General features: G+C 61.6%; 21 protein-coding genes. 7 read left to right on the forward strand and 14 right to left on the reverse strand.

The features are described 5' to 3' along the window. Window positions 1-79: 79 nt before the first annotated feature. The 4 genes from AC1DLO_RS18290 to AC1DLO_RS18305 all read left to right on the forward strand — a co-directional run bounded on the left by AC1DLO_RS18290 (window position 80) and on the right by AC1DLO_RS18305 (window position 3,596). A complete protein-coding gene (locus AC1DLO_RS18290) occupies window positions 80-1,294 on the forward strand; it encodes a GmrSD restriction endonuclease domain-containing protein (protein WP_476891164.1) in 1,215 nt (404 codons plus the stop codon). 107 nt (window positions 1,295-1,401) lie between these two features. Next, complete coding sequence (locus AC1DLO_RS18295; protein WP_476891165.1) at window positions 1,402-1,917, forward strand: HEPN domain-containing protein; 516 nt, start codon at window positions 1,402-1,404, stop codon at window positions 1,915-1,917. 343 nt (window positions 1,918-2,260) lie between these two features. After that, entirely contained in the window at window positions 2,261-2,476 is a 216-nt protein-coding gene (locus AC1DLO_RS18300) for a hypothetical protein (protein WP_476891166.1), read from the forward strand. A 145-nt stretch (window positions 2,477-2,621) separates the two neighbouring features. Then, window positions 2,622-3,596, forward strand: coding sequence for an aldo/keto reductase (locus AC1DLO_RS18305; protein WP_476891194.1), 975 nt, complete (start codon window positions 2,622-2,624; stop codon window positions 3,594-3,596). 5 nt (window positions 3,597-3,601) lie between these two features. Here the strand turns inward: AC1DLO_RS18305 and AC1DLO_RS18310 are convergent, their stop codons facing one another. Next, the gene (locus tag AC1DLO_RS18310) at window positions 3,602-4,537 is read right to left on the reverse strand and encodes a 2-hydroxyacid dehydrogenase (RefSeq protein ID WP_476891167.1); all 936 of its coding nucleotides are present in this window, start codon (window positions 4,535-4,537) and stop codon (window positions 3,602-3,604) included. A gap of 236 nt (window positions 4,538-4,773) precedes the next feature. After that, entirely contained in the window at window positions 4,774-5,334 is a 561-nt protein-coding gene (locus AC1DLO_RS18315; protein ID WP_476891168.1) for a YceI family protein, read from the reverse strand. A gap of 296 nt (window positions 5,335-5,630) precedes the next feature. Here AC1DLO_RS18315 and AC1DLO_RS18320 point away from each other — a divergent pair, with 296 nt between their 5' ends. The 3 genes from AC1DLO_RS18320 (at window position 5,631) to AC1DLO_RS18330 (ending at window position 8,132) form a co-directional block, all read left to right on the forward strand. After that, complete coding sequence (locus tag AC1DLO_RS18320) at window positions 5,631-6,071, forward strand: VOC family protein (RefSeq protein ID WP_476891169.1); 441 nt, start codon at window positions 5,631-5,633, stop codon at window positions 6,069-6,071. Between the two features lie 101 nt (window positions 6,072-6,172). Continuing rightward, complete coding sequence (locus tag AC1DLO_RS18325; RefSeq protein ID WP_476891170.1) at window positions 6,173-6,715, forward strand: GNAT family N-acetyltransferase; 543 nt, start codon at window positions 6,173-6,175, stop codon at window positions 6,713-6,715. Between the two features lie 85 nt (window positions 6,716-6,800). Next, window positions 6,801-8,132, forward strand: a complete 1,332-nt coding sequence (locus AC1DLO_RS18330; RefSeq protein WP_476891171.1) for a DUF2254 domain-containing protein — start codon at window positions 6,801-6,803, stop codon at window positions 8,130-8,132. Window positions 8,133-8,149: 17 nt separating this feature from the next. On the opposite strand, the gene AC1DLO_RS18335 is transcribed toward AC1DLO_RS18330, so the two are convergent. The 12 genes from AC1DLO_RS18335 to AC1DLO_RS18390 all read right to left on the reverse strand — a co-directional run bounded on the left by AC1DLO_RS18335 (window position 8,150) and on the right by AC1DLO_RS18390 (window position 21,896). After that, the gene (locus AC1DLO_RS18335; RefSeq protein WP_476891172.1) at window positions 8,150-9,559 is read right to left on the reverse strand and encodes an APC family permease; all 1,410 of its coding nucleotides are present in this window, start codon (window positions 9,557-9,559) and stop codon (window positions 8,150-8,152) included. 153 nt (window positions 9,560-9,712) lie between these two features. Next, window positions 9,713-10,126, reverse strand: coding sequence for an ester cyclase (locus AC1DLO_RS18340; protein WP_476891173.1), 414 nt, complete (start codon window positions 10,124-10,126; stop codon window positions 9,713-9,715). After that, a complete protein-coding gene (locus tag AC1DLO_RS18345) occupies window positions 10,108-10,560 on the reverse strand; it encodes a copper chaperone (protein WP_476891195.1) in 453 nt (150 codons plus the stop codon). Before AC1DLO_RS18345 ends, AC1DLO_RS18340 begins: the two co-directional genes overlap by 19 nt. A 92-nt stretch (window positions 10,561-10,652) precedes the next feature. Then, complete coding sequence (locus tag AC1DLO_RS18350) at window positions 10,653-12,014, reverse strand: MFS transporter (protein WP_476891174.1); 1,362 nt, start codon at window positions 12,012-12,014, stop codon at window positions 10,653-10,655. A gap of 59 nt (window positions 12,015-12,073) precedes the next feature. Then, window positions 12,074-12,991 (reverse strand): hypothetical protein, encoded by a 918-nt coding sequence (locus AC1DLO_RS18355; protein WP_476891175.1) that lies wholly within the window; start codon window positions 12,989-12,991, stop codon window positions 12,074-12,076. A 290-nt stretch (window positions 12,992-13,281) separates the two neighbouring features. Further along, window positions 13,282-15,534, reverse strand: a complete 2,253-nt coding sequence (locus AC1DLO_RS18360; RefSeq protein WP_476891176.1) for a glycoside hydrolase family 31 protein — start codon at window positions 15,532-15,534, stop codon at window positions 13,282-13,284. Between the two features lies 1 nt (window position 15,535). Beyond that, window positions 15,536-16,723: a glycoside hydrolase family 15 protein gene (locus AC1DLO_RS18365; protein ID WP_476914555.1), complete on the reverse strand. Its 1,188-nt coding sequence runs from the start codon at window positions 16,721-16,723 to the stop codon at window positions 15,536-15,538. 107 nt (window positions 16,724-16,830) lie between these two features. Beyond that, on the reverse strand, window positions 16,831-18,081 hold the full coding sequence (locus tag AC1DLO_RS18370; RefSeq protein WP_476891178.1) for an ABC transporter substrate-binding protein: 1,251 nt from the start codon (window positions 18,079-18,081) through the stop codon (window positions 16,831-16,833). 35 nt (window positions 18,082-18,116) lie between these two features. Beyond that, window positions 18,117-18,932 (reverse strand): carbohydrate ABC transporter permease, encoded by an 816-nt coding sequence (locus AC1DLO_RS18375; RefSeq protein WP_476891179.1) that lies wholly within the window; start codon window positions 18,930-18,932, stop codon window positions 18,117-18,119. Then, complete coding sequence (locus AC1DLO_RS18380) at window positions 18,925-19,884, reverse strand: carbohydrate ABC transporter permease (RefSeq protein WP_476891180.1); 960 nt, start codon at window positions 19,882-19,884, stop codon at window positions 18,925-18,927. The genes AC1DLO_RS18375 and AC1DLO_RS18380 overlap by 8 nt, the downstream gene beginning before the upstream one ends. Next, entirely contained in the window at window positions 19,881-21,095 is a 1,215-nt protein-coding gene (locus AC1DLO_RS18385) for an ROK family transcriptional regulator (protein ID WP_476891181.1), read from the reverse strand. Before AC1DLO_RS18385 ends, AC1DLO_RS18380 begins: the two co-directional genes overlap by 4 nt. A gap of 225 nt (window positions 21,096-21,320) precedes the next feature. Continuing rightward, window positions 21,321-21,896 (reverse strand): TetR/AcrR family transcriptional regulator, encoded by a 576-nt coding sequence (locus tag AC1DLO_RS18390; RefSeq protein WP_476914556.1) that lies wholly within the window; start codon window positions 21,894-21,896, stop codon window positions 21,321-21,323. Window positions 21,897-21,985 lie beyond the last annotated feature (89 nt).

A 21,985-nucleotide genomic window follows, 5' to 3' on the forward strand; every position in this document is an offset into this window, starting at 1 on the left:
CAAGCGCGCCGTCAGAATATATACACTGGCAAAGCGTACAGTAATTAAGCATTATCCGTCGGAAAGCAAGGAACCCACGTTGACACAAGAGAACTACGAAGGCCAACCAACTCTCTGGGCGGACGACTATGATGCGGAATCGGATCTGAAACTGTCGAACGGCCACCAAGCAGTAGTCACCGGAACCGACTGGACCGTCGAGACAATTCTCAGTCAAATGCGCCGGGGAAACTTCGATCTCTCACCAAAGTTCCAACGAAGGGACGCTTGGGACGCTGTCAGAAAGAGCCGCTTTATCGAGAGCCTAATCTTGCAGTTACCTGTCCCCCAAATCGTATTGGCAGAGAAGGCTGATTCGAGGGGACAATACATCGTATTAGATGGGAAGCAGCGCCTTCTCGCAATCCAGCAATTCGCCACTAATTCATCTCTCGATCCAGGTGGCAACGAATTCCGCCTACTGAAACTTTCCGACCTTGACATGCGACCGGACTTAGTTTCCATGAGTTTGAGCGATCTGGAAGAATCGGTGGAATTCCTGGATGACCTCAACTCATTTCTAAACCAAACGATTAGGACCGTCGTGGTTAGGTCTTGGCCGGACGACGATTTCTTAAACCTCATTTTCCTTCGCCTCAACACTGGAAGCGTGGGATTATCTCCCCAGGAATTAAGGCAAGCTCTGGCCCCCGGACCCTTCACGGAATTCTTGGATGACTACGCTTCTAATTCGGAGCCGATGAAGCGGGCGCTCAACCTCCAGCGTCCAGACTTTCGTATGCGCGATGTAGAAATTGCCTTAAGGTTTTTTGCTTTCGATTTTCTGCTTAGCAGCTACCAAGGAAACTTGAAGAAATTCCTTGATGATGCAACTAAGCAGCTGAACGCGACGTGGCCTCAACGCTCGGATGAAATAGCACGCTCAGCAGATTCCCTTGACGCTGCGATCGAATGCACCCTCAACATTTTTGGCAAGAATGCATTCAGAAGATGGGCAAACAGTGAATATCAAAGAAATTTCAATCGTGCCGTCTTTGACACAATGACATACTTCTTCAAACTCCCCACAGTACGTTCGCTTGCAATGGAACATCGAATAGAAGTTCAAAGAGCTTTCGAAGAATTAAATGATTCGAATGTCGAATTTGTCAACTCAATTCAGACAACTACGAAAACTCTAGGCGCCACTAGGACGAGACTTAAGGCTTGGGGCGACATTTTAGAGAAAACCTTGGGGACAGCAATTCCGGAATTGCGCAATGTGGAATCGTTGGGGGAGAAATCCCGGCGATGACGAATGGAACGTCCTTGAGATACCGATCTCTTGTAAGCGGAATTGCGAAGCTAAAGCGATTGTGGCTGCCCCGGCGGCTCGACCCGACCGGATCTTATCCTCAACGCGTGCACGATAAGGTAGTGGTATTTAGGATTTTTGCGCATGCGGAAGTGGAACATTATGTTGAGGACCGAGTCAAAGAGGTTGCTCTCCTTCACCAGCGACGGTGGAAAACCAACCAAGAGGCGAGCCGTGTAATCTTGGGGCTTATCGGCTACTACTCCGGGGACCGTAAGGTTGTGTCAAACTCAAAAAAACAGGCTCCCGTCCTCGAAAAAGTTCAGGATATCGACTTCTACATCGAGAAGGGAATGAACGAGTTAAGTCACCAAATTATCGCCAACAACGGCATCAAGGAAGAAGACATCTTAGCCCTGCTTACTCGTGTAGGTATTCTCGCGAGCGATCTCGAGCAAACATGGCTCAATCGCATGAGTTCTTGGGGTACAGAGCGCGGGGATTTTGTACATCGGAGTCCGAGCCTCACATCTCGAACGCTTGACCCCGCATCGGAGCTCCAGGCCATCGGTGAAGTGCTTGCAGGCTTGAAAGCAATCGATTTGAAACTGTCGACTTTCTAACGGATTTTTAGCTCTCGCGGGACTTACTTCAAAGGTTTGATCTGCCTCTTCGATACATTTGCCTAAGAGCAGGAATTGAACACGTCGCCGTGTCAGCTCCCGCCCCGCCACTTTCCCCTTTGCCGGCTTCCGCCACGCCAACAGCAGCACAAAACACCACCACGATCAGCCCCCGGCACCATGGGGCTGGGGCTCGGCTGGGCCCCGCCAGCGCCGCGTTAATCGGGTCCCGACGCAGTAGTTGGTCTGGAAAGCCCCGGCAGCCACTCCCCTCGCCTCGAGCGGTGCGAGCGCGTACAGGACCTAGTCCGATGCCGTGCTGACCACGCCATGCTGAACCCCCATGACCGCCGCAGGCACCAGCAGCGGTCAGAAGGACAAGATCAGCAAGCGGCACGCCGACGATCATCACGGACCGCACGCCGAACCGCTCAATGAACCGAACCGTCACCGGCGTCATGAAAACCGACATGGCAGCAAGGGGAAGCATCAGCCGACCGCCCACGCCGACGTCGTACGCCTGCTGCAGCAGCCGCCATCGGTCGAAAGCGCAAAGTAATACACCTTGCTGAAACAGCAGCTGCCGGTTCCGGCCAGCCCGTTGTACCCCCTCCCCCAACGTGCCTATAGTGGCAGTCATCGCACTCCTCTCTGAGCACCGTCCTGCCGTCCAGCACGTTCTGCCATCTACAGGAGAGAACCCCATGGAAAACCGCGCGCTTGGTTCATTGACCGTTTCCGCCCTCGGCCTCGGCTGCATGGGCATGAGTGAGTTCTACGGCGAGGGGGACGACCGCGAATCCGTCGCGACCATCAACGCCTTCCTCGACGCCGGCGGCAGCCTGTTGGACACCGCGGACGTGTACGGGCCATTCACCAACGAAAAGCTCGTGGGCCAGGCCATCGCCGGCCGCCGTGACGACGTCGTGCTGGCCACGAAGTTCGGAAACGAACGGCGCGAGGACGGCTCCTTCGTCGGTGTCAATGGCAAGCCCGAGTACGTTCGCTCCGCCTGCGACGCCAGCCTGCAGCGTCTCGGCGTGGACCACATCGACCTGTACTACCAGCACCGCGTGGACAAGACCGTCCCCATCGAGGACACCGTGGGCGCCATGGCCGAACTCGTCCAAGCCGGAAAGATTCGGCACTTGGGACTCTCCGAGGCAGCACCGGACACCATCCGCCGCGCTCACGCTGTTCATCCGATCACCGCATTGCAGACCGAGTACTCCCTCTGGGAGCGGGAGCCCGAAACGAAGGTCTTCCCGGTCCTGGCTGAGCTGGGCATCGGATTCGTTCCCTACAGCCCGCTCGGCCGCGGCTTCCTGACCGGGCAGCTGCGCACCGAGGCAGACTTTGCCGTGAACGACTTCCGCCGCCACTCCCCTAGGTTCCAAGGCGACAACTTCAAGCGCAACCTGGAGCTGGTGGACAGGGTGAAAGAACTCGCCGACCAGAAGCAATGCACCCCGGGGCAGCTGGCCCTCGCCTGGCTGCTGGCCCAGGGCGCGCACATCGTCCCGATCCCCGGCACGAAGAAGCGCGAACGCCTGGCAGAGAACCTGGGGGCCACCGCCGTCGAACTTTCCGAGCAGGACCTCAAGCGCCTCGATGAACTCGCGCCGGCCGGAGCCACAGCCGGAGCGCGCTACCCCAACATGTCCAGCATCGACACCTAAGCCCGCTAACCAGCCACCGATTCCTTACCCAGCACCACGTTCACCGGTGCCTCGCCGGCAAGCAGAAACGAAATCTGCTTCTTGATCAGCCGGACCATCCGAGGAAACATTGCCGAGCTCGCCCCGCCCACGTGGGGTGTGATAAGCACACCAGGGACCGTCCACAAAGGATGGTCGGCCGGCAGCGGCTCCGGGTCGGTCACATCCAAAGCGGCACGTAGACGTCCCGATGAAGTCTCCCGCAGCAAGGCTTCCGTGTCGGCCACGGGACCCCGCGCCACGTTCACCAACAACGCCCCGTCCGGCATGGCCGCGAGGAACCGAGCATCCACGAGCCCACGGGTCTGCTCGGACAGCGGCACGCTGACCACCACGATCTCGTGCAGCGGCAACTGCTCGAACAGCGCATCGACGCCGAGAATCCGGCCGTGGTCATCGTCCCGTTCGCGGCTCGCCATCCGCGTCACGTGGGTTTCGAACGGCAACAGCCTGGCTTCAATGGCCTTCCCCACTCCCCCGTAGCCCACCAGGAGCACGCGGCGGTCCGCCAGGCTGGGACGCTGGCCAGCACCCCACGCACCGGACGCTTGGTTCCGCGCAAACTCCGGAATCCCACGCTGGCTGGCGATCATCATTCCCAAGGCGAGTTCCGCCGTCGACGTCTCATGGACTCCTGCCGCGTTGGCGAAAACGCAACCCGACGGCAAGACGCCAGCAACGCCGTCGTACCCGATCGACTGGCTCTGCACCAACCGGACCGTCACGCGGTCCAGCTCTGCGAGGGCGTCCGGCCGGCCCATGTACGGCGGCACCAGCAGGTCGAAACTGTCCGCCGGCGCGGGACCGGTCAGGTCCCACACCACGAACTCGACGTCGGCGGACGGCTCCATGGCGTCCAGGAGCTTCTGATCAGGCAGGCATACCCGCAGCGGGGCGGTCATCGTGCCGTCACCCTGATGTTCGCGGCACGCCGCGCGGCATCGCTCATTTTCCTTTTCCTGCTTCCCTCAGCCGGGCCAATTAGTCAGATGGCATGTTGCAGTTCCAGCACAAATCTACTGAGTGCCTTGCTCAACGGTTCGTGATCGGTGCGGCGCGCCAAAGCCCGCTACCCCAACGTGTCCTGCGTCGACACCTAAATCGACGCTTTCTGGGGTAGCGGACTCCGCTGGACTAACTATTCGGCGGCGGGCTCGCCCTGCTTGACCAGGGCAGCCTCAAGATTGATCTTCACCTTGTCGCTCACCAGAAAACCGCCGGTCTCCAAAGCAGCGTTCCACGTCAGTCCGAAGTCCTTGCGGCTGATGTCGGTTTCGGCGGAGAACCCGGCGCGCGTGGCGCCGAAAGGATCAACGGCGACGCCGGTGAACTCCACTTCCAGCTCCACCGGTTTGGTGATCCCGCGGATGGTGAGATCGCCCGTGAGAGTGTAGTCCTCGCCGTCGCCCTCCACACTGGTGGCCCGGAAAGTCATCTCCGGGAACTTCTCGACGTCGAAAAAGTCGGCGCCGCGGACGTGGGCGTCGCGGTTCGCATCACCGGAGTCGAAGCTCGCTGTCTTGACGGTTGCGTGGAGGGAGGCGTCGGCCAGGGACTCGCGTATGCGGGCCTCGGCGTTCGCTTCAGTGAAACGGCCGCGGACCTTGCTGATGCCAGCGTGCCGCACGCTGAAACCAATTTCGCTGTGGGACATGTCCAGCAACCAGACGCCGGAAGTCAGACCTGAGGGAAGAGTCATGGTGGATCTCCTGATTCGCAAGAATTTCGCTTGGATCGGTCCTCTCCACCCTTGTAGAGCCACTCGATGAAGTCAAGGATTCCAGCGCTGGCCTCGGGGAACTCCCAGTTGTCCGGGGTTCGCGGACACTGTGGTGGTGGTGGTGCGTTCAAACGGTGGATGCACGCAGTCACCCTTCGCGGCAGCGCGGGCGGGTAGGCTGAGGACCGCCAAGCCATTCAGGATGGGCGGCTTCTACGGCCGCCCCTACGCAGACGTCGAACGCAGGCGTCGCCACGAGAACTGGAGACTGCACCATGCCACATGTGCGACGCTTCGACCACGTCGGCATCACCGTCGCAGACCTCGACAGGGCAACGGCGTTCTTCGTCGGGCTGGGTCTGGAGGTCGAGGGCCGGATGTTCATGGAGGGCGAGTTCGTGGACACCGTCATCGGCATCCCCGATTCCCGCAGCGAGATCGTCATGCTGCGGCCACCTGACGGAGGCGCTGGCCTGGAGCTGTCAAGCTTCATCCGACCCGACCACGAACCCGGGTCTCCCGCCGCGATGTCCACCGAATTAGGGCTGCGCAACGTGGCCTTCGAGGTGGACGACCTTCAAGCAGCCGTCGACCGGCTGGCCGCCGATGGCTACGGCCTGGTGGGCGGCGTGGGTCAATACGAGGACATGTGGCGCATGGCCTACGTGCGCGGACCGGAAGGAATCATTGTGGCCCTGGCCGAGCGGATCGGCTGATACCGCCGTCGGCGAGTCCGCCACTTTTCGCCTCGAGCCCACCCCACTGCCCCGGCATCAATTTCCAACGAAACAACCGCGACCTGGAATATTGTTGACCGATGTTTGAATCGCGCCAACTTAGTGAAAGCGTCAGCATGCGTGTGCTGCGTCCGAGTGATGCGGCAGCGCTTGCCACCGCATATGTGCGCAACCGCGCTTACCTTTCACCGTGGGAGCCAGTACGCCCCGAGGAGTACTACACCGAGGCATGGCAGGCCGCCGACATTTCCAACCGCCTCGTTGCGCATGAAGCTAAGGAGGGATATCCCTTTGCCCTGTTTGCTGGCGATATGCTCGTTGGCCGATTCACCCTGGCGGGGATCGTGCGCGGCCCCTTCCAGAGCGCCGGGCTGGGTTACTGGGTGGATAGCAATTATGCAGGCCGCGGGCTGGCGACCGCTGCGGTCCAACCGATCGTCGAAATCGCACGCGACGAACTCGGACTTCACCGCATCGAAGCGAGCACTCTGCTGCACAATGGTGGCTCGCAGCGGGTGCTGCTGAAGTCCGGGTTCCGGCAGATTGGCATGGCACCGAGATACCTGCAGATTGCCGGACAGTGGCAAGACCACAACCTCTATCAAATAGTCCTGCACGACTAAAGCAGCCAGTTCATCCGAACCCAGCAAGGAATGCGCGGCGCCCGTCCCCTTGACTGACAACGCCCGCCGCCCGAGAGTGTCACATGTGAGGCGTGATGCCGTTCGGGAGTATCTGGCGAGTGCGCTGTGGGCGATGCCGACGTGCGCTGTCGTCCTCGCGATCATCGCGGGGGCGAGCCTCTCCGCGGTGGAGCTCGACGTGGCGTCGCCCTTCGCCGTCCTCCTCTTCCAAGGGACATCCGACGACGCGCGGAACCTGCTCATCGGGATCGCGAGCACCATGGTGACGGTCATCGCCGTCGTACTCGGGCTCACTGTGGTGGCACTGCAGCTCGCGTCGACGCAGTTCAGCCCGCGGCTCCTGCGGAACTTCCTCCGCGACATCCCCAACCAGGTGACGCTCAGCGTGTTCGTGGCCACGTTCGCATACAGCACGGCCGGGCTCTACACAGTGGGAATCGCCGCCGGTCAGCGCACCGAGAACTACCCCCGCCTCGCCGTAAGCGGCGCCCTGCTGCTGCTTTTCGTGAGCATGGTCATGCTCGTTTTCTTCGTCCACCACCTCTCGCATTCGATCCAAGTGGACCAAGTCATGAAGGGCGTCGAGCGGGCGACGCTCAAGGTGATCGAGCGATCGTTCGTCCCGGGCGATCCCGGTATTCGCATGCCAAACCCGCCGCCCGGCGCCACGGCGTTGCTGGCACCCCGATCAGGGTATGTCCAGGCGTTCCATGTCGAGGCGTTCGTCGGGGTGCTCGCGAGCCACGGCCTCCGTGCCCGCATGGTGCCCATGGTCGGCCGACACGTCATCGCCGGGTCCCCGCTCGCTTGGGTGTGGGAAAACGCGGACGACGGCGGCCGTCCCCTTGCGCCCGACGGCGGCGCTGAACTTCGGCGGGCACTCGCACAAAGCGTGCGGATCGGCTACGAACGGACACTCGAGCAGGACGTCGCCTTCGGGATCAGGCAACTCGCCGACGTCGCGTCCAAAGCTCTCTCCCCCGCCATCAACGATCCCTACACTGCGAACCAAGCGGTGGACCATCTCGGCTCGATCCTCGCGGCCCTCTCGCTCCGGCAGCACGGCCCGCAGGCCGTGGCGGATGCGCAAGGCACCGTGAGGCTGCACCTGCCGGCCCGCGATTTTGCCTATCTGGTGGATCTGGCCCTCGGACAGGTGCGGCGGTACGGCGCGAACGAGCCTCGCGTGGTCCGGGCCCTTTTGCGAGTGTGCGGCGATCTCGCGTGGTTCGGCGATGAGGCCCACCGAGCCGTCGTACGGCAGTACGTCGAGACACTCCTGAGCGATGCGACCAGACTCGTGGCCCAGCCAGCCGATCGCGAACCCCTCCTCGCGGAGGGCGCGGCGGTGCTTGAGGCCTTCAACGCTTCGGGCGGCGCGGGCGACTCCGTCTAGTTGAGGCGGTGGGTGCGTCATTCGGTTTCTGCTTCCGCTTCTGCGTTGCGGATGCCGCGCGGGCGTCCTGTTTTGGTCCAAGCCCGGTAGAGGACGCCTGCGATGGCGAGGGTAGCGACGAGACTGACGATCGGGAAACCGCGGGAGAGGTTGGCAATGAGAGTGAAGGCCACGACGAGGGCTCCGACGGTGTTCAGGATGAGGAATCCCGGTCGGTGGTGCCTGCGGGCAAACAGTGCCATGGAGACCAGACCGGCGAGGAAGCTGAGGAAGATCGCGACCGCGTAGAACAGGACAAGCTCCTGGTCGTTGCCACCGGCAACGGCGGTGATAGCTCCGGCCAGGAAGGTGAACAGGGCGACGCCCCAATAGGGCGTGTGATGGGTGTTGGTGCGGCCCAGGGAGGAAGGAAGGATGCCGACAGTCTCACCTTCGCGGTTGATGTGGCGTGCCAAAGCCTTGAGTAGGCCCGGTCCGGCCTGGAAGCCCGAGGAAGCCGCCGAGAGCAGCAATAGGGCAGTGACGAGCTGGAAGGCGGCGAACACGGGTGCCGGGGCAGTGAGGCGGGCGAGTTCGGCGATCTGCGTGCTGTTTTCCGGAGGTATGCCTATTTGGAGTTGCGCGGCCTCAAGAGTGAGGCCCAGCGTGATCGTGCCGACGATGGCGAGAGTCAGCCAGAGGGTGAGCTGCCCGAAGCGGCGCTTCCCGTCATTGTCGAGCTGCCCGAGCTGGCCAACCGCCGAAGTCGCCGCTTCCACACCGGTGGCCATGGCCATGGCGACCGGAAAGGCAAGGACCACGGCAAGGACCGGTGGATGCCTAGGGAGGATTGTCGTCGTGACGGGCTGTTGAGGTGTTCCGCCGAGACCGTAGAGGAGGACTACGGCGGAAACGACAATGAAGGCCGCGGTCATCGCCGCGAAGACCAGGCGACCCAGGTGTCCGAACCAGCTCGCTGCACCGACGAGGACCACCAAGCCCAGCCCCAACAGCAGCCGCCACGGGGCAAGCGCAGGGAAATAGGCGATCACCGCCGAGGACCCCGCCGAAACGCTAATCGCGATGGTGAGCACGAAATCTACCACCAGCGCACCGATCGGGATGAAGGACCAACCATCTCCGAATGCCTCACCCACAGCGGCGGAAGCCCCGCCCCCTTGCGGATAGCGGGAGACAAGTTGCCGGTAGTTCACGATGACCAAGCCAACGATCGCCACCACCAGGACCATCGTCGGGACCAGCAACGCCAAGTCACCGTTCAGGGCGCGCAGGGCGGCTTCGATGGCGTATGCGACAGAGGAGACCGGGTCTGCCATGACCGCGAAGGCAAACGCCAACAGCAGCGCGGTGCGCGAGCGCAAGCCCCTCCCCAGGCCTCTCCGAGTGGACGTTCCGCGCAGGATCTTCACGGGGATCTCCGGTTCCATGACAGACTTATCGACCTGCCGACCAGACTTCCCGGCTCACCTGGGACAAACTCTACCGCCGACGCCATCCTCGGCGGAGGTCGAGTGGCACCTGTGAACCGGTGCCACTCCAAGTGCCTCCCGCCCGCAGGCTAGGAGCGCGGGCGGGAGACGCTATTGGGGAATCGCGCCGATCTGCTGCATGAGGCTGAGATTGTCCGTGGATCCCCAATGCTCAGCAACTTTGCCGTCTTCGACGCGGATGATGTCGGTGCTGCCGAACTCGACGCTATTGCCGGTCGCCGGAATGCCTGCCATTTCCCCACTGTGGGTGCCCGTGAGAACGACGTAGCACGCCTCCAGGTTTCCGTCAGTCAGTGTCGGCTCGATCGTCTTGACCTTGATATCCGGGAACGCCGCTCGGATGGCGTTAACGAAGAACCGGGCGCCCTCCTTGCCTGGCGGTTGCCCAGGAAGAGCCCGTTCGTGATCGACGAGGTCCTCCGTTGCCAACTCATCAATGAGATCGAGATTTCCACCCTCGAGGATCTCCTTGTAAAAACGCTCAATCAGTTTACTGCCAGCCATTTCCGACTCCTTAAAGATTGAGACCGTCCCATTTTTCCCCCACGTGAACCTGGCGCTTCGGCGGAATCCCGGAGCCGCCGTCGCGCGCTCACGGCCGCGCCGAAACGCTCCGCACTTACATCCCAACTCCAGGCACCATCCCCGGCGCAAAGACGAAGGACACGGCGATCAGGCCCAGCGCCACCGCGACCGAGCGATTTAGCGAGCCGTTTCCACGGGAGCATCTTCCCCAATGCAATGAACACCCCGACCAATGCCATCCAGCCGACGCTCATCACGCCGAGTGCGAAGAGCGCCAACATCAGTGCCCAGCAGCACGCGACGCACCACGTGCCGTACTCCAGTCCAAGGCGGTGGCAGCGCCGAAAACACTCACAACGAGACCACGAACCTCGTAAGGCCGACCATATTCCGGCGCGAAATGGGGTGTCAATATGTTCTGCAAACCCCGGTTGAGACGGCCCTTGCTGGTGTCCACGGGGTAATCATGACGCCGACAAAACCGCAGGTCAGGGGCGCGTTGCCATTACGCCCCCGGCTTCCGCCACATCACTGCCAACACAAACACCACCGCGCTCAGCCCCAGCATGACCAGCACCATCAACCCCCAGTTCGGCTGATTCACTCCGGACCCGTACAACACGCCAATGAGTACCGTCGCCGTGATGGCCCCGAGGTATCTGCACGTTTGGAAAATCCCGGCTGCCACTCCCCTATCCTCGGGCCGCGCAGACACATACAAACCCTGGTTCGACGCCGTGCTGACCACGCCATATGGAACACCCATCAACGCCGTAAGCACGAGCACCAGCGGCGGCCAGAAGGACAGCGTCAGCAACCCCAATGCCCCGGCTGCCAGAGCCAAAAGCAAAACCCCGACGATCATCACGGAACGCACGCCGAACCGCTCAATGAACCGCACCGTCACCGGCGTCATGAAAACTGACATGGCAGCAAGGGGCAGCATCAGCAGGCCGACCACGCCGGCGTCGTACTTTCCCGCCTGCTGAAGCAACTGCGGAAGCCCGAAGAAGGCAAAATAGTAGACCGCGCTGAACACCGCAAAACCCAAGTACAACAGCAGCAGCGGCCGGTTCCGGCCGAGCAATCGCAGGTCCAGGAACGGCGGACTGAACCGCAACTCGCGCCACGCGAACAGCCCCGCCAACACAACCGCGACGGCGATGAACCACCAACGGTAGGCCGGCATCACGTTGAGCAGCGCCATCATCGCCAACGTGAGCGAGGCGATGAAAGCCAGGATGCCCGGAATGTCGGAATCGCGCAGGAGGACGGAGAGCTTGCCGCTTTCGCGTCCGACGTCGGGCGGCGCCACCTGGCGCACCACAATCAGCGCCAGGAGCGAGATCGGCACGTTGATCGCGAACAGCGCCTGCCAGCCGACAAGACTCACCAAAAGGCCGCCGACGACGGGTCCCACCGCAGCGGCCGAGGTGTTCGCCATCTGGATGCGCCCCAGGGGGCGGGTGGAGCTGATGTTCGCCTGCCGGCTGAGCGTCGAGACCATGACGACGGCGCACGGGTACGCCGTCGCTGTCCCCACCGCCATGAGCGCCCGGGCCACGCAGACCAGCGCGAAGTTCGGCGAGAACGGCGCCAGAGCGCAGGCAATGGCCACGACCGCCATGCCGAAGGTGAACAGTCGCCGCGGACCGAAACGGTCAGCGAGCCTGCCCATCAGCGGCTGGCCCGCCGCAGAGGCGAGGTAGAAGGACGTGATCACCCAGGTGACCGTGGCGACGTCGAGCGCAAAGTCCTCGCGCAGCACCACCAGGGCGACCGCGATCATGGACGAGTTGAGCGGATTCAACGCCGTCCCGAGACTGAGTGCAGCGATCGCTAGGCCGGGGCGTGGTTTATTGCTCACGCCCCTAAGTCTGGTCCATGGTTGCCTTGGGTCACGAAACGCGGCGCGACTCGGGCGTTTCAGCCCTGCGGCTGCAGCCGCAGCGGCTTCCGCTTCCCGTTAACATCCGTCGTTAGAGTCGGCACGGGCGGCTTCGGCGGGGCCACAACCGGTGCAGGCGGCGGGGGCGGTGGTGGTGCAGGCGGAATGCACGAGTAGTTGTAGTCGAAATCCGTGGTGAACTGGGTGAGCGCAACGACACCGCCGGCCGTCAGCGGAGGGGCCGAGCAAAGTTCCACTGCGGACTCCGGTGACGTCGCTCCGGCAAGCCAGCTCTTCAACCCGTTCAGCCTGCTGCCTGCCAAAAGCTGACCGGCAATGATTCCGAACTGATACGAGGTGGAATAGATGCCCACCTGGGCACCGATGCTTTGCAGATATGCAGTCATGCCTTCGAGGTCGGCCTCGTTCGCAACCTGGTCAGAGGACCAGGCGTTCCCGGTCTCCACGTCCAGCCACCACAGGCGCTTGGCGGGGTCGCTGACGCCACTATAGTTCACGTCGTTAAAGGCCATGACGTAACCGTAGATGTAAGCGCAGGCCGCGGCGGCGCTCCCGTCACAGATCCCATAAGGATTGGGAACGTCCGCACCCCCGACCACGTTGGATGCCGGCCACCACGCGGACCCAGATTCCGCGGGATTGGCGGTATTGACATACAACGCGGCCGGGGGTTGGCTTGTCCCTCCCACCGAGCTGGCAGCCCACTGGAGCTGCTCGGCCAGGCAGGGATTTGCATCGTCCGGCCGTCCGCCGTTCACCCCGACGATCCCGAACGCTTGGCCACCGGGAAGCCCGCCCCCACATTGGGGCCAGGAAACGTCGCTGCCCAACACGATGTCCGAGGCCTCCATCGGCGCGGCATTCGCGGCGGAGACCGGTGTTGCTATCCAAGCAAAAAGGAAGCAAGCGAGAGCCATGAGTTTTGCAGTTTTCATGATGTGCATCCTCGGCAGGGTCAGGACCCAGACGGGTTGGTACTGCCGCACATTGCTTCCCGAAGCAATGGCAGTGAGCCCATTTCCGGCTCACTTTGGATGCTACGGAGCCCTTTCCGGGCAGCCGTGAGTGATTTCTACTGGAGTTAGTTAACGAGTTTGCGAGTAAGTGGTGCGTTGCACTTGGAGTACAGCTCGGACGCAGGAGTACTCAGCGGCCCCTTGTGCCGAGCGCGAAACGAGGGGCAACTTATGGTCGGGGTGAAGGGAGTCGATCTCCTGCAGTCGGTTCAGTGACGGATTGCGAAGATGTTCTTCATGCGATCCCAAGCGTCTGCGCGGACAAACACCGGGATACGGTTTAGAGGAGCGGGCACATCTACTGCCTGTTTTCCCGCGTAGCTGTCCCCGGTCCATGCGTCGATCCAGTCCCCGGAAGGCAGGTAGGTTGTCCAAGACCTGATCCCCTCCTGGGTTACGGGTGCAACCAGAAGGTCATCGCCGAGCATCCATTGCAGCGGGTGGTCCCAGACCTCCTGGTCTTCGGCATAGTCGAAGTAGAGCGGCCGCATGAGCGGCGCCCCAGTGGCTATTGTCTTTCGGGCTTGCTCTGACAGATACGGAATGAGGCGCTCGCGAAGCTCCGTCAGTTCGCGGAATACCGGAACCACGGTTTCGTCGCCGCTTCTTTCCTGGATATTCCAAGGCGTCCGGTCACGGGATGGCGTGCGGTGATGATTGAATTCGGAGTGGTACTGCATGATGGGGACGAATACTGCCGCCGCTGCCGAGCGCAGATACAGTTCGGAAGTCGGCACGTCGCCGGAGAACCCTGCAAAATCCCAACCCCAGTACACGATGCCACTCGCGGCGGCGGACAGGCCGGCAAACATTGACCAGCGGAATGCCTCCCAGGTGGAGTCCTCGTCACCCGCCCAGAAGGCTCCGTGGGCCTGGGATCCAGTGAAACCGGCCCTGCTGAAAGTGACCGGAGCCTTGCCGGCAGACTCGAGCAGATCGCCATAGGCTTTGGCGTACGCGACCGGGAACAGGTTGTTCCCTTCGTCCCCCTTCATCCCATTGAGGTAGTGAAGATCCTCGCCCCAGGCGTGCTCCCCTCCGTCAGTTTTGAATCCGTCGATGCCAAGATCCTCAACCAAATATCGCCGTTTCTCCGTCCACCAGCGTGCCGCCTCCGGATCGGTCAGGTCCGGCATGAGTCCAAGGGGGAACCACCATCCACGGTTCCGGTAGGGCCGCAGGCTGCCATCCGGAGCCTCCTCACGAATGAGCCTGCCTTCGCGGATCGCGGCATCGGCATCGTTCCATGCCTGCCCTTGGGGGTGCGGTCGCATCTTGATGAGCGGGATTTGCCACAGGACCACGCGAATGTCCCGACCGTGGAGCTCGTCGACCATCGCTTTCGGGTCTGGCCAGGCCCCCGCCTCAGGGAAAGTGAAGTCATTAAGCCGGAGAGGGCCCCCATCGGGGCTGGGATCATAGACTGCGTCACGGAACGCAGTGAAGGTGGCCTCGTCACTCCATGCCTCAATGACCACGGATCCCACAGGGATTCCAGTTTCGCGGTGCAAATCCATCTGCCGCATGACTTCTTCCTGGGTGTTCCATTCGTTCCCGCTCGCCCAGAGCTTGAAGACCCAATCGGGAAGCGCCTTGGGTCCCCCTATTTTCGAGAGGAAGGAGTGCAGGACCTCGGTGGGCGTTCCATCGAAGATCTGCACGCCCAGGAGGGCCTCACCGAGCACGGCGTCAGGGCCGACTTCGGCTTCAACGACGAGGCGGTTTTGGTCGGCTGCGCCGATGTCGTACCAAGTGCGCCGGGAGGTATCGAGGTGGAATCCCCAGCCGTCTCCACCGACCACGTGGGCGAAGGGCATAGGCAAGTAAGTTTTCCGATGCGCGCCCTGGCTCTTGTACTGCTCAAAGACGACCGCATCCAGCGTGGTACCCCGGTGGTCGAGGGCATCAAATCGTTCACCGAAGCCGGTAACCCGTTCGTTCGGGGCAAGGGGCAGCGCGAACCGGACCCGAAGAGGCCGGGAACCGTCGTGGAGCACTTCGACGGAGCCGCTGATCACCCTGTCGGTACCAATAATGTCCAGGGCCCGTTCCGCAGGTTCCCACGTTGCAGCTCGATAACTGAACCATCGGGTACGTTCCTTCCGGCCCGCCGGGTTGTCGGCACTGAAAAGATACTTGTAGCTTGTCAGAGGGTCGGCCGGCCCGAGGGTGGTCTGCCAGCCGCTGGCCGCCCGGGCCAACTTGGCCTGGGCTGAGGCGAGATGGCCGCCGTCGACCACTTGTCCACGGGAGGCCGCCGGCACCCGGGTGAGCGGCACGGTTGAGTTGGTAACCGAACCGTCCCCGTGGATTTCCGCCAATTCACAGACCACATTTGTCAGCTCAGGCGAGGTTCGTACCCCCAAGGTGACGGACTCGCCAGCTTGGGGGCGGACTGGGCTGCGCTGATCGGTGTCGTTGACGTAGGGGTGTCCTGAGCCGAATGGTTTGTGGCGGATCAATTCAGAGTCCTTTTTCGTTCGTCTGGAGGCCGGATTCCGACCGGTCAATGGGGTGGATGGTCTCGAGTGCTATCGCGAGTCGGATGAACATGGCGTGGCTCCACAGCAGCGGACTGGCCGAGGGCCCCCACCGATCAATCCAGGGCTGCAGGTATTCGGCGTCGAGGAGGTTGTCTTCGACCTGTTCGGGGAGTTCGGTGCCGTCCCGTGCAACGGAACCAGCCCAGAGAAGCAGTTCACGTGCCCGCGATCGGTTGCCGGCGGCTTCCTGCGCCAGTCCGAGGAAACAGCTGAGGAGGGGCCATTGGCCACCGCCGTAGTAGCTGTCTGCCAGATAACGGTGAACACCGTTGCGGACGGTGAGCTGCTTTTCGACGGCGGAGACGGTCCCTTTGCCTAGAGGACTGACCGGTTCAAGGAAGTTCATCGGAGCGATGAGCGCCAGGAGGCTGGCGTCGACGGCTTCGGTTCCGAGCCATTTAGTGAGGTGCCCGTTCCTGACTCCGTCGTTCTGGACGCGACGTCGGATCAGTTCGACAGTCCTGGTGGCCCGCCGGGCTCTTGCTTCCTCCAGGTCCCCTGCCGCAACAATGCTGGCCAATCCTGAGGAAATGCAGCCGAGAGTGCTGACGTGCACTTGTTGGGGGGCTTCTTCCCACCAGTCGTAGCAGGGCCGGTCCCAGGAGCATGTCAGATAGTCGACCGTGAGGGCAATGGCCTCGGCCCAGCGTTCCATCGAGCGGCCATGCCGGACGCTGTGTTCAGCCAAGGCCCAAAGCCAGGTACCGTAACCGTCGAGCTGAAAGTCCCACCACTCGCCGTCCCCGTCGTCCCCTTCGAGGGTGAACCGGGTTGGGAGCATGTGCTCATCGGCTGAAGGCCTGCCGGCCAGGCTTTCAGCCACGATGTACCGAATTTTTCCGGAGCGGGAAGTCAAGACTCCCGAGCACCAGTCGAAGAACAGCTCGGCGGATTCGATATGCCCGGCGACGGACATAGCGTCAGCAATGAACGAGCCGTCACGAAACCAGCAGTATCCGGCGTAGGCGGAAAACGATGGGCTCGCGGGGTATGCGCCGTCGGGGGTCTGCTGTTCCAAAATGAGCTCGGTGCTTGCCCGGACTATCGAGCGGATAGTGGCATCGCCAATGGACGTCACCGTTGAATCTGGCATGGACTTGTCGATCATGTTCTTCTCTCTCAGCCGGTGGGCCTTCAGGCAATGAGCGGGTCGCGGTGCCGGCAGTCAGGGTGACACCGCGACCCGTACGCCGGGCGTCTTCAGTTAAGGCCGGCCTATTTCAAGAGAGCGTTGATTTGGTCTGCGGCACCCTTCAGGGCATCGGAAGCGGTGGAGCGCTTCGCTTCGACTTCGCCAAGAGCGTTGGTGATGATGTCGACCATCTTTTGCTGGTTGTCGCCGATGACTGGCGTGAGAGCGACGTGGTCGAGTGCATCGAATATGGCCTTGCGGTTTGCCGGCTTGTCCTTTGCGAAATAGGGCTTCAGGAAGGACTCATCGGAAGTAGGAGGCAGTTCCCATCCGGCGCTGATGCGCGTCTGTGCCATGACATCTGAACTGGTCATGTATACGGCCCATTTCTGGGCGGCAGCCTTGTTCTTGGAGTTGGCAGCTACCGCGATCGCGTTGGAGAACTCCGCACTTGCCTTCTGCGTGTCTCCCGGCTCAACGACAATGTCCCAGTTTTTGGGTGAATCAGCGAAGCTGCTTGCCACCCAGATGCCGCTGTGGAGCATGCCGAGTTTGCCGTCCTTGAATAGCTTTGTGTCGAAGTCCGGGGTTCCTGCGCCCTGGGCGGGTGTAGGCATGGTCGTTCCGCTCTTGCCCGCCAGCCACTCGGCTGCCTTGATGCCCTGCGGCGAGTTGAACGCGACGGATTTGCCATCGTCGTTGAGGAACTTGCCACCGGTTTGGGCCAATGCTTTGTAGAACTCGTAGAAGCTCACGTTTTGGAAGTCTCCAAAGACGCCGGCACCGCTGTCCGTGATCTTCTTCGCGGCAGCCGTCTCATCTGCCCATGTCCAGCTGGACGTGGGGTACGCGACCTTCGCGGCGTCGAAGAGCGCCTTGTTGTAGTACAGGACAACATCGGAGAAGGAACTGGGCAGCGCATACTGCTTGCCATCTGATTGGTAGGACTGAAGCAGAGACTGCTTGTACTTGGAACCGTCAACTCCTTCGAGAGGAGCTACTGCCCCATTCGACACGTAGGAGCGCAGGTTCGCATATTCGATATCGAACGTATCGGCTTGGGTTCCGGCGGCCAGATCAGTCTGGAGTGCTGTGGCGTAGTCCTTGTAGGGCAAGGTGGTGACCTGGACAGTGATGTTGGGGTTGGCTTTTTGGAAGGCCTGAACAATGGTGTCCAGATTCTTCTCATTTCCCCCGTTGGACGTGAAGTTTGAATACCTGATGGTCACTTTTTCATTGCTTGAAGCTTCAGGACTTCCTGCGGAGCCGCAGCCGGTCGTTGCCAAGATTGCGGCCAGGGCGATGCCCAGAGCGGCCAAGGGCTTCTTGTTCATGTCTATCTCCATTGATAAGGGGGAAGCAGGGCGGTCTATTTCAGTCCGGTTCCCGCAACCCCTTGGATGATGTACTTCTGGGTGAAGATATAGAGGGCGAGCATTGGCAGGACGCTGACCACGGATCCGGCCATGACGATGTCCCACTGGGTTGTGTACTGGCCCTGGAGTCCTGCCAGCGCAACGGGAAGGGTCTTCATTGCGGGAGTGCGCAGGATAATCAGGGGCCATAGGAAGCTGTTCCAGCTGTTCAGGAATGCGAACACGGTCAGCGTTGCCAGGGCTGGGCGGACCAAGGGCAGAACGATAAGCCCAAAGATCCGGAAATGGCCCGCACCATCCAGCGTTGCTGCCTGATCGAGGTCCGTGGGAACGGAGTTCATGGCTTGGCGCAGTAGGAACACCCCGAATGCGCTGGCAATGCCCGGTAGGAGGACGCCCAAGTAGGTGTTGATGAGGCCAAGGCTTTTCATCTCAACGAACAATGGAACAACGAGGACCTGCAAGGGAACCATCATGGTGGCCAGATAGACGGCGAACACGGCATTGCGCCCTTTGAAGGGCATCCGTGAAAAGACATAAGCGGCCAGGGAGCTGGTAGCGAGCTGGAACACCGTGGTGAGGACGGCGAGGATCAGGCTGTTAAGGACGATCTGAACGAACGGGAGCCGCTGGAACAACTCAGCGTAGGCGGACAGTGAAGGGTTCTCCGGGACCAGCTGCGGGGTGGCGGACAGGCCAGCCCCTGGGCTGATGGACGTTACGAGCGCCCACAGGAAGGGAAACACCATGACAGCGGCGCCGACGACCACAAGAATGTTTAGTGCGATCAGGCGCGGGAACTTACGCATAGTTCACCCACTTCTTTTGGCCCCGCACCTGGATCAAAGTGATGATCAGAATGAAGAGGAACAGTAGCCATGACAGGGCGGATGCTTCGCCTGCCTTGCCGTAGCGGAACGTGAGGTCATAGATCTGCTGCACTACTACCTGGGATGAATTGTTCGGCCCGCCTCCGGTCATGGCATACACCTGGTCAAACACTTGAAAACCATTAATTAGTGACAGGACGATGACGAAAAACGTTGATGGAGACAGCATCGGGAGAGTAATGCTGAACAGGCGCCGCCAGGGGCTGGCGCCGTCCACCGTCGCCGCCTCATAAAGTTCTTCCGGAATGGCCTGCAGCCCGGCGAGCAGAATCACCATGACGAACCCAAGATCTTTCCACGCCGAGGCAAGGATGATCGCCGGCATCGACCAAGCCGGGTCTGTCCACCACCCCGGGCCGGCAATGCCGATCAGCCCAAGCAGCCAGTTCACGATGCCCGTACTGGGGTTCAGCAGCCAGCGCCAGACGAGCGCTACGACGATCCAGCTAGTTACCACCGGAAGGAAATAGAGGCCCCGAAGCATGCTGCGACCTTTGATACGTGTGTTCAGCGCCAGGGCGATGGCGAGGCCACCGATGTACACCAAGGGCAGGTAGCCGAGGATGTAATAGACCGTATGAAGGAACGCGCCCTGTGTGCCTGGGTCCGTGACGAGCCTGGCATAGTTGTCCAGGCCCACCCACTTCATCGGGCCCACCAAGTTCCACTGGTTCAGGCTGATCCAGAACGCGGACACCATGGGAACGATCGTGAAGAACAGCAGTGGCAGCGCGCTCGGCAGCAGGAACAACGCAACGGTCAGTGCGTACCGAAGACGCGGGGCCGCCTTCCGCCGGATGGGTGCAGGATTGGTTTTGCGAGCGTTGGTGACCCTGAGAACTCCTGGTTCGGAATTTCCAACAGTTGTCATGACCCGATGGCCTCCACGGCGGGCGTGCTGAGCCGGGCCCGCACCCTACGCCCTTGTTCGCCGGAGCTTTCACCGCTGTAGAACGGGGTGGATGCCACCAAGGCCGCGGCGCCACGAGCCCAGCCTTCGTCGTCCCAGGACTCGACGATCACGGGAATGCTCCTTCGGTCGGAGGTCAGCGCAGAACGGAATGCCTGCTCAAAGCCTTCCTTCCAATGGCTCCAGGCCGTGGTGCCCTCACCGCTGACAATCACGATCTCCGGGTCAAGTACCTGTACTAGACCCGAAACGATCCGTCCCAGTGGTTGGCCCGCTTCGCTGAAAATGTCCTGTGCCATGGGGTTGCCCCTATCCGCTTCGGCTTGCAAGTCAGCCACCGTGCCTGCGGGCTGAATCACGCCAGACCGGCGTGCCTGAGCGACGAGCGCCGCTTCACCTATCAATGCCTCAATGCAGCCACGGTTGCCGCAAGTGCACAGCGGTCCGCCCGTCACAGCAGCGATATGTCCGATTTCGCCGGCACCGCCGCGGCTCCCGCGGACAACAGTGCCTCCGGTCACGAATCCGGCACCGACGCCCTCACCGATGGTTACGACGAGAAAGTCGGCATGATCGCGACCTGGCCCATAGAGCCGTTCAGCCACAGCGAGGGCGTTGACGTTGTTTTCGACCAACACCGGCACACCGAGCTCACGGCTTAGCACGGCCCCGAGAGGAACTTGCCGCCACCCAAGGAGGCTCGAATCGACCACGCCGCTTCCCTGGGCGTCGACAGAACCAGGCACACCCACCCCCACGCCCAGAATTGGAACGACACCGCCGGAATCCCGGAACTCACGCACGAGTTCGACCAAGGCCGAGAGGAATGTGACCGAGGAGGCGTTGAACGGCCGGCTCTCGGCCCGCAACACCTGTCCCCCAAGCTCAGTTTCCACCAGAGCTACGTGGTCATTGGCAACTTTCATACCGATCACCCGCCCTGCGGAAGCCGCCAATCCCAGTAGTCGGGCAGGACGCCCGCCGTTGGATGGCGACATCGCCAACTCCCTCACGAGACCATCCGAGATGAGGTCTTTCACAAGCTGGGTCATGAGCGCCGGCGAGACCCCCAGCCCCCGCGCAAGGTCGGCGCGGGATGCGCCGCCAGAGGTGCCCAGGAATGCCAAGATCGCAGAGCGGGTAACGTCAGCGTTGCCACTCGGTCGCGACACGTGAACTCCTTTGTTTAGAACTAAATAAAGATTAGAACTATGTTGTAGGTCACGTCAAGAGATCAGTGAAAATCTGGAGCGTTCTGCGTGCCGCCGCGTCCACGCCGTGCGCATCCGGGGTGAGGACGCCGCGGCCAAGGGCACCAAAAGCGCAGGAGGGTCGCCCGAAAAGGCACCAAAAGTGCAGGAGGATCGGGGGCGAGCTTGAACGCTCCCCCACGGCCGTCAGGAAGCGAGCAGTCCGTCCGCGACGATCTCGAGCATCGAGGCCGCTGCGTCGGCGGGAAGCTCGCTGTTGTCTACGACTGCGGCCACGCCACCGACGAGACGGCTGATTTGCATCGCCTCGACCCCCGGACGCAGAGCCGAGTCCAACGCGTCGATCACTCGCTGGTTGGCACCGAGATAGGTCTGGCACTTCGCTGCAAACGGGGATCCTGGGTCGCCCAGCGCAGCGGTGATCCGCGCGGCGGCGCCTTTATGTTCTGTCAGCATCGCCGCATAGTCGGTCAACCAAGTGACCAGCTGCTCCCGCGCCGGGGCGTCGAGGGTGAGCGCACGCTCGACGGCGGCGTTGACTTTCTCCGCCCAAGCCTCGAGCACGGCGTCGTACAGTGACTCTTTGGTCGGGAAATGCCGGTAAAGCGTGCCAGGGCCTACCCCCGCCGCCTTGGCGACCTCGTCCATTGAAACGGATTCGAAGCCTTTGACGCGGAAGAGGGCACGTGCAACCTCCACGATTCGATCGCGGTTACGTTGAGCGTCGGCGCGCACGGAAACCAGCCTTCCAAATACATCCAAGACAAAACTGTTGCAAAGCGGAGAGTGTCTCCGTATAGTACTAAGCGGAGCATCTCTCCTCTTAGTGTACGTCAGCCCCTCCGGCTAGA

Source organism: Arthrobacter sp. 01T419 (assembly GCF_056398865.1).

Bases quoted from the DNA above. Each gene is read 5' to 3' on its own strand.
- AC1DLO_RS18300 (WP_476891166.1), top strand. From the start codon at position 2,261: ATGACCGCCGCAGGCACCAGCAGCGGTCAGAAGGACAAGATCAGCAAG.
- AC1DLO_RS18305 (WP_476891194.1), top strand. From the start codon at position 2,622: ATGGAAAACCGCGCGCTTGGTTCATTGACCGTTTCCGCCCTCGGCCTC.
- AC1DLO_RS18310 (WP_476891167.1), bottom strand. From the start codon at position 4,537: ATGACCGCCCCGCTGCGGGTATGCCTGCCTGATCAGAAGCTCCTGGAC.
- AC1DLO_RS18315 (WP_476891168.1), bottom strand. From the start codon at position 5,334: ATGACTCTTCCCTCAGGTCTGACTTCCGGCGTCTGGTTGCTGGACATG.
- AC1DLO_RS18320 (WP_476891169.1), top strand. From the start codon at position 5,631: ATGCCACATGTGCGACGCTTCGACCACGTCGGCATCACCGTCGCAGAC.
- AC1DLO_RS18325 (WP_476891170.1), top strand. From the start codon at position 6,173: ATGTTTGAATCGCGCCAACTTAGTGAAAGCGTCAGCATGCGTGTGCTG.
- AC1DLO_RS18335 (WP_476891172.1), bottom strand. From the start codon at position 9,559: ATGGAACCGGAGATCCCCGTGAAGATCCTGCGCGGAACGTCCACTCGG.
- AC1DLO_RS18340 (WP_476891173.1), bottom strand. From the start codon at position 10,126: ATGGCTGGCAGTAAACTGATTGAGCGTTTTTACAAGGAGATCCTCGAG.
- AC1DLO_RS18355 (WP_476891175.1), bottom strand. From the start codon at position 12,991: ATGAAAACTGCAAAACTCATGGCTCTCGCTTGCTTCCTTTTTGCTTGG.
- AC1DLO_RS18365 (WP_476914555.1), bottom strand. From the start codon at position 16,723: ATGATCGACAAGTCCATGCCAGATTCAACGGTGACGTCCATTGGCGAT.
- AC1DLO_RS18370 (WP_476891178.1), bottom strand. From the start codon at position 18,081: ATGAACAAGAAGCCCTTGGCCGCTCTGGGCATCGCCCTGGCCGCAATC.
- AC1DLO_RS18375 (WP_476891179.1), bottom strand. From the start codon at position 18,932: ATGCGTAAGTTCCCGCGCCTGATCGCACTAAACATTCTTGTGGTCGTC.
- AC1DLO_RS18380 (WP_476891180.1), bottom strand. From the start codon at position 19,884: ATGACAACTGTTGGAAATTCCGAACCAGGAGTTCTCAGGGTCACCAAC.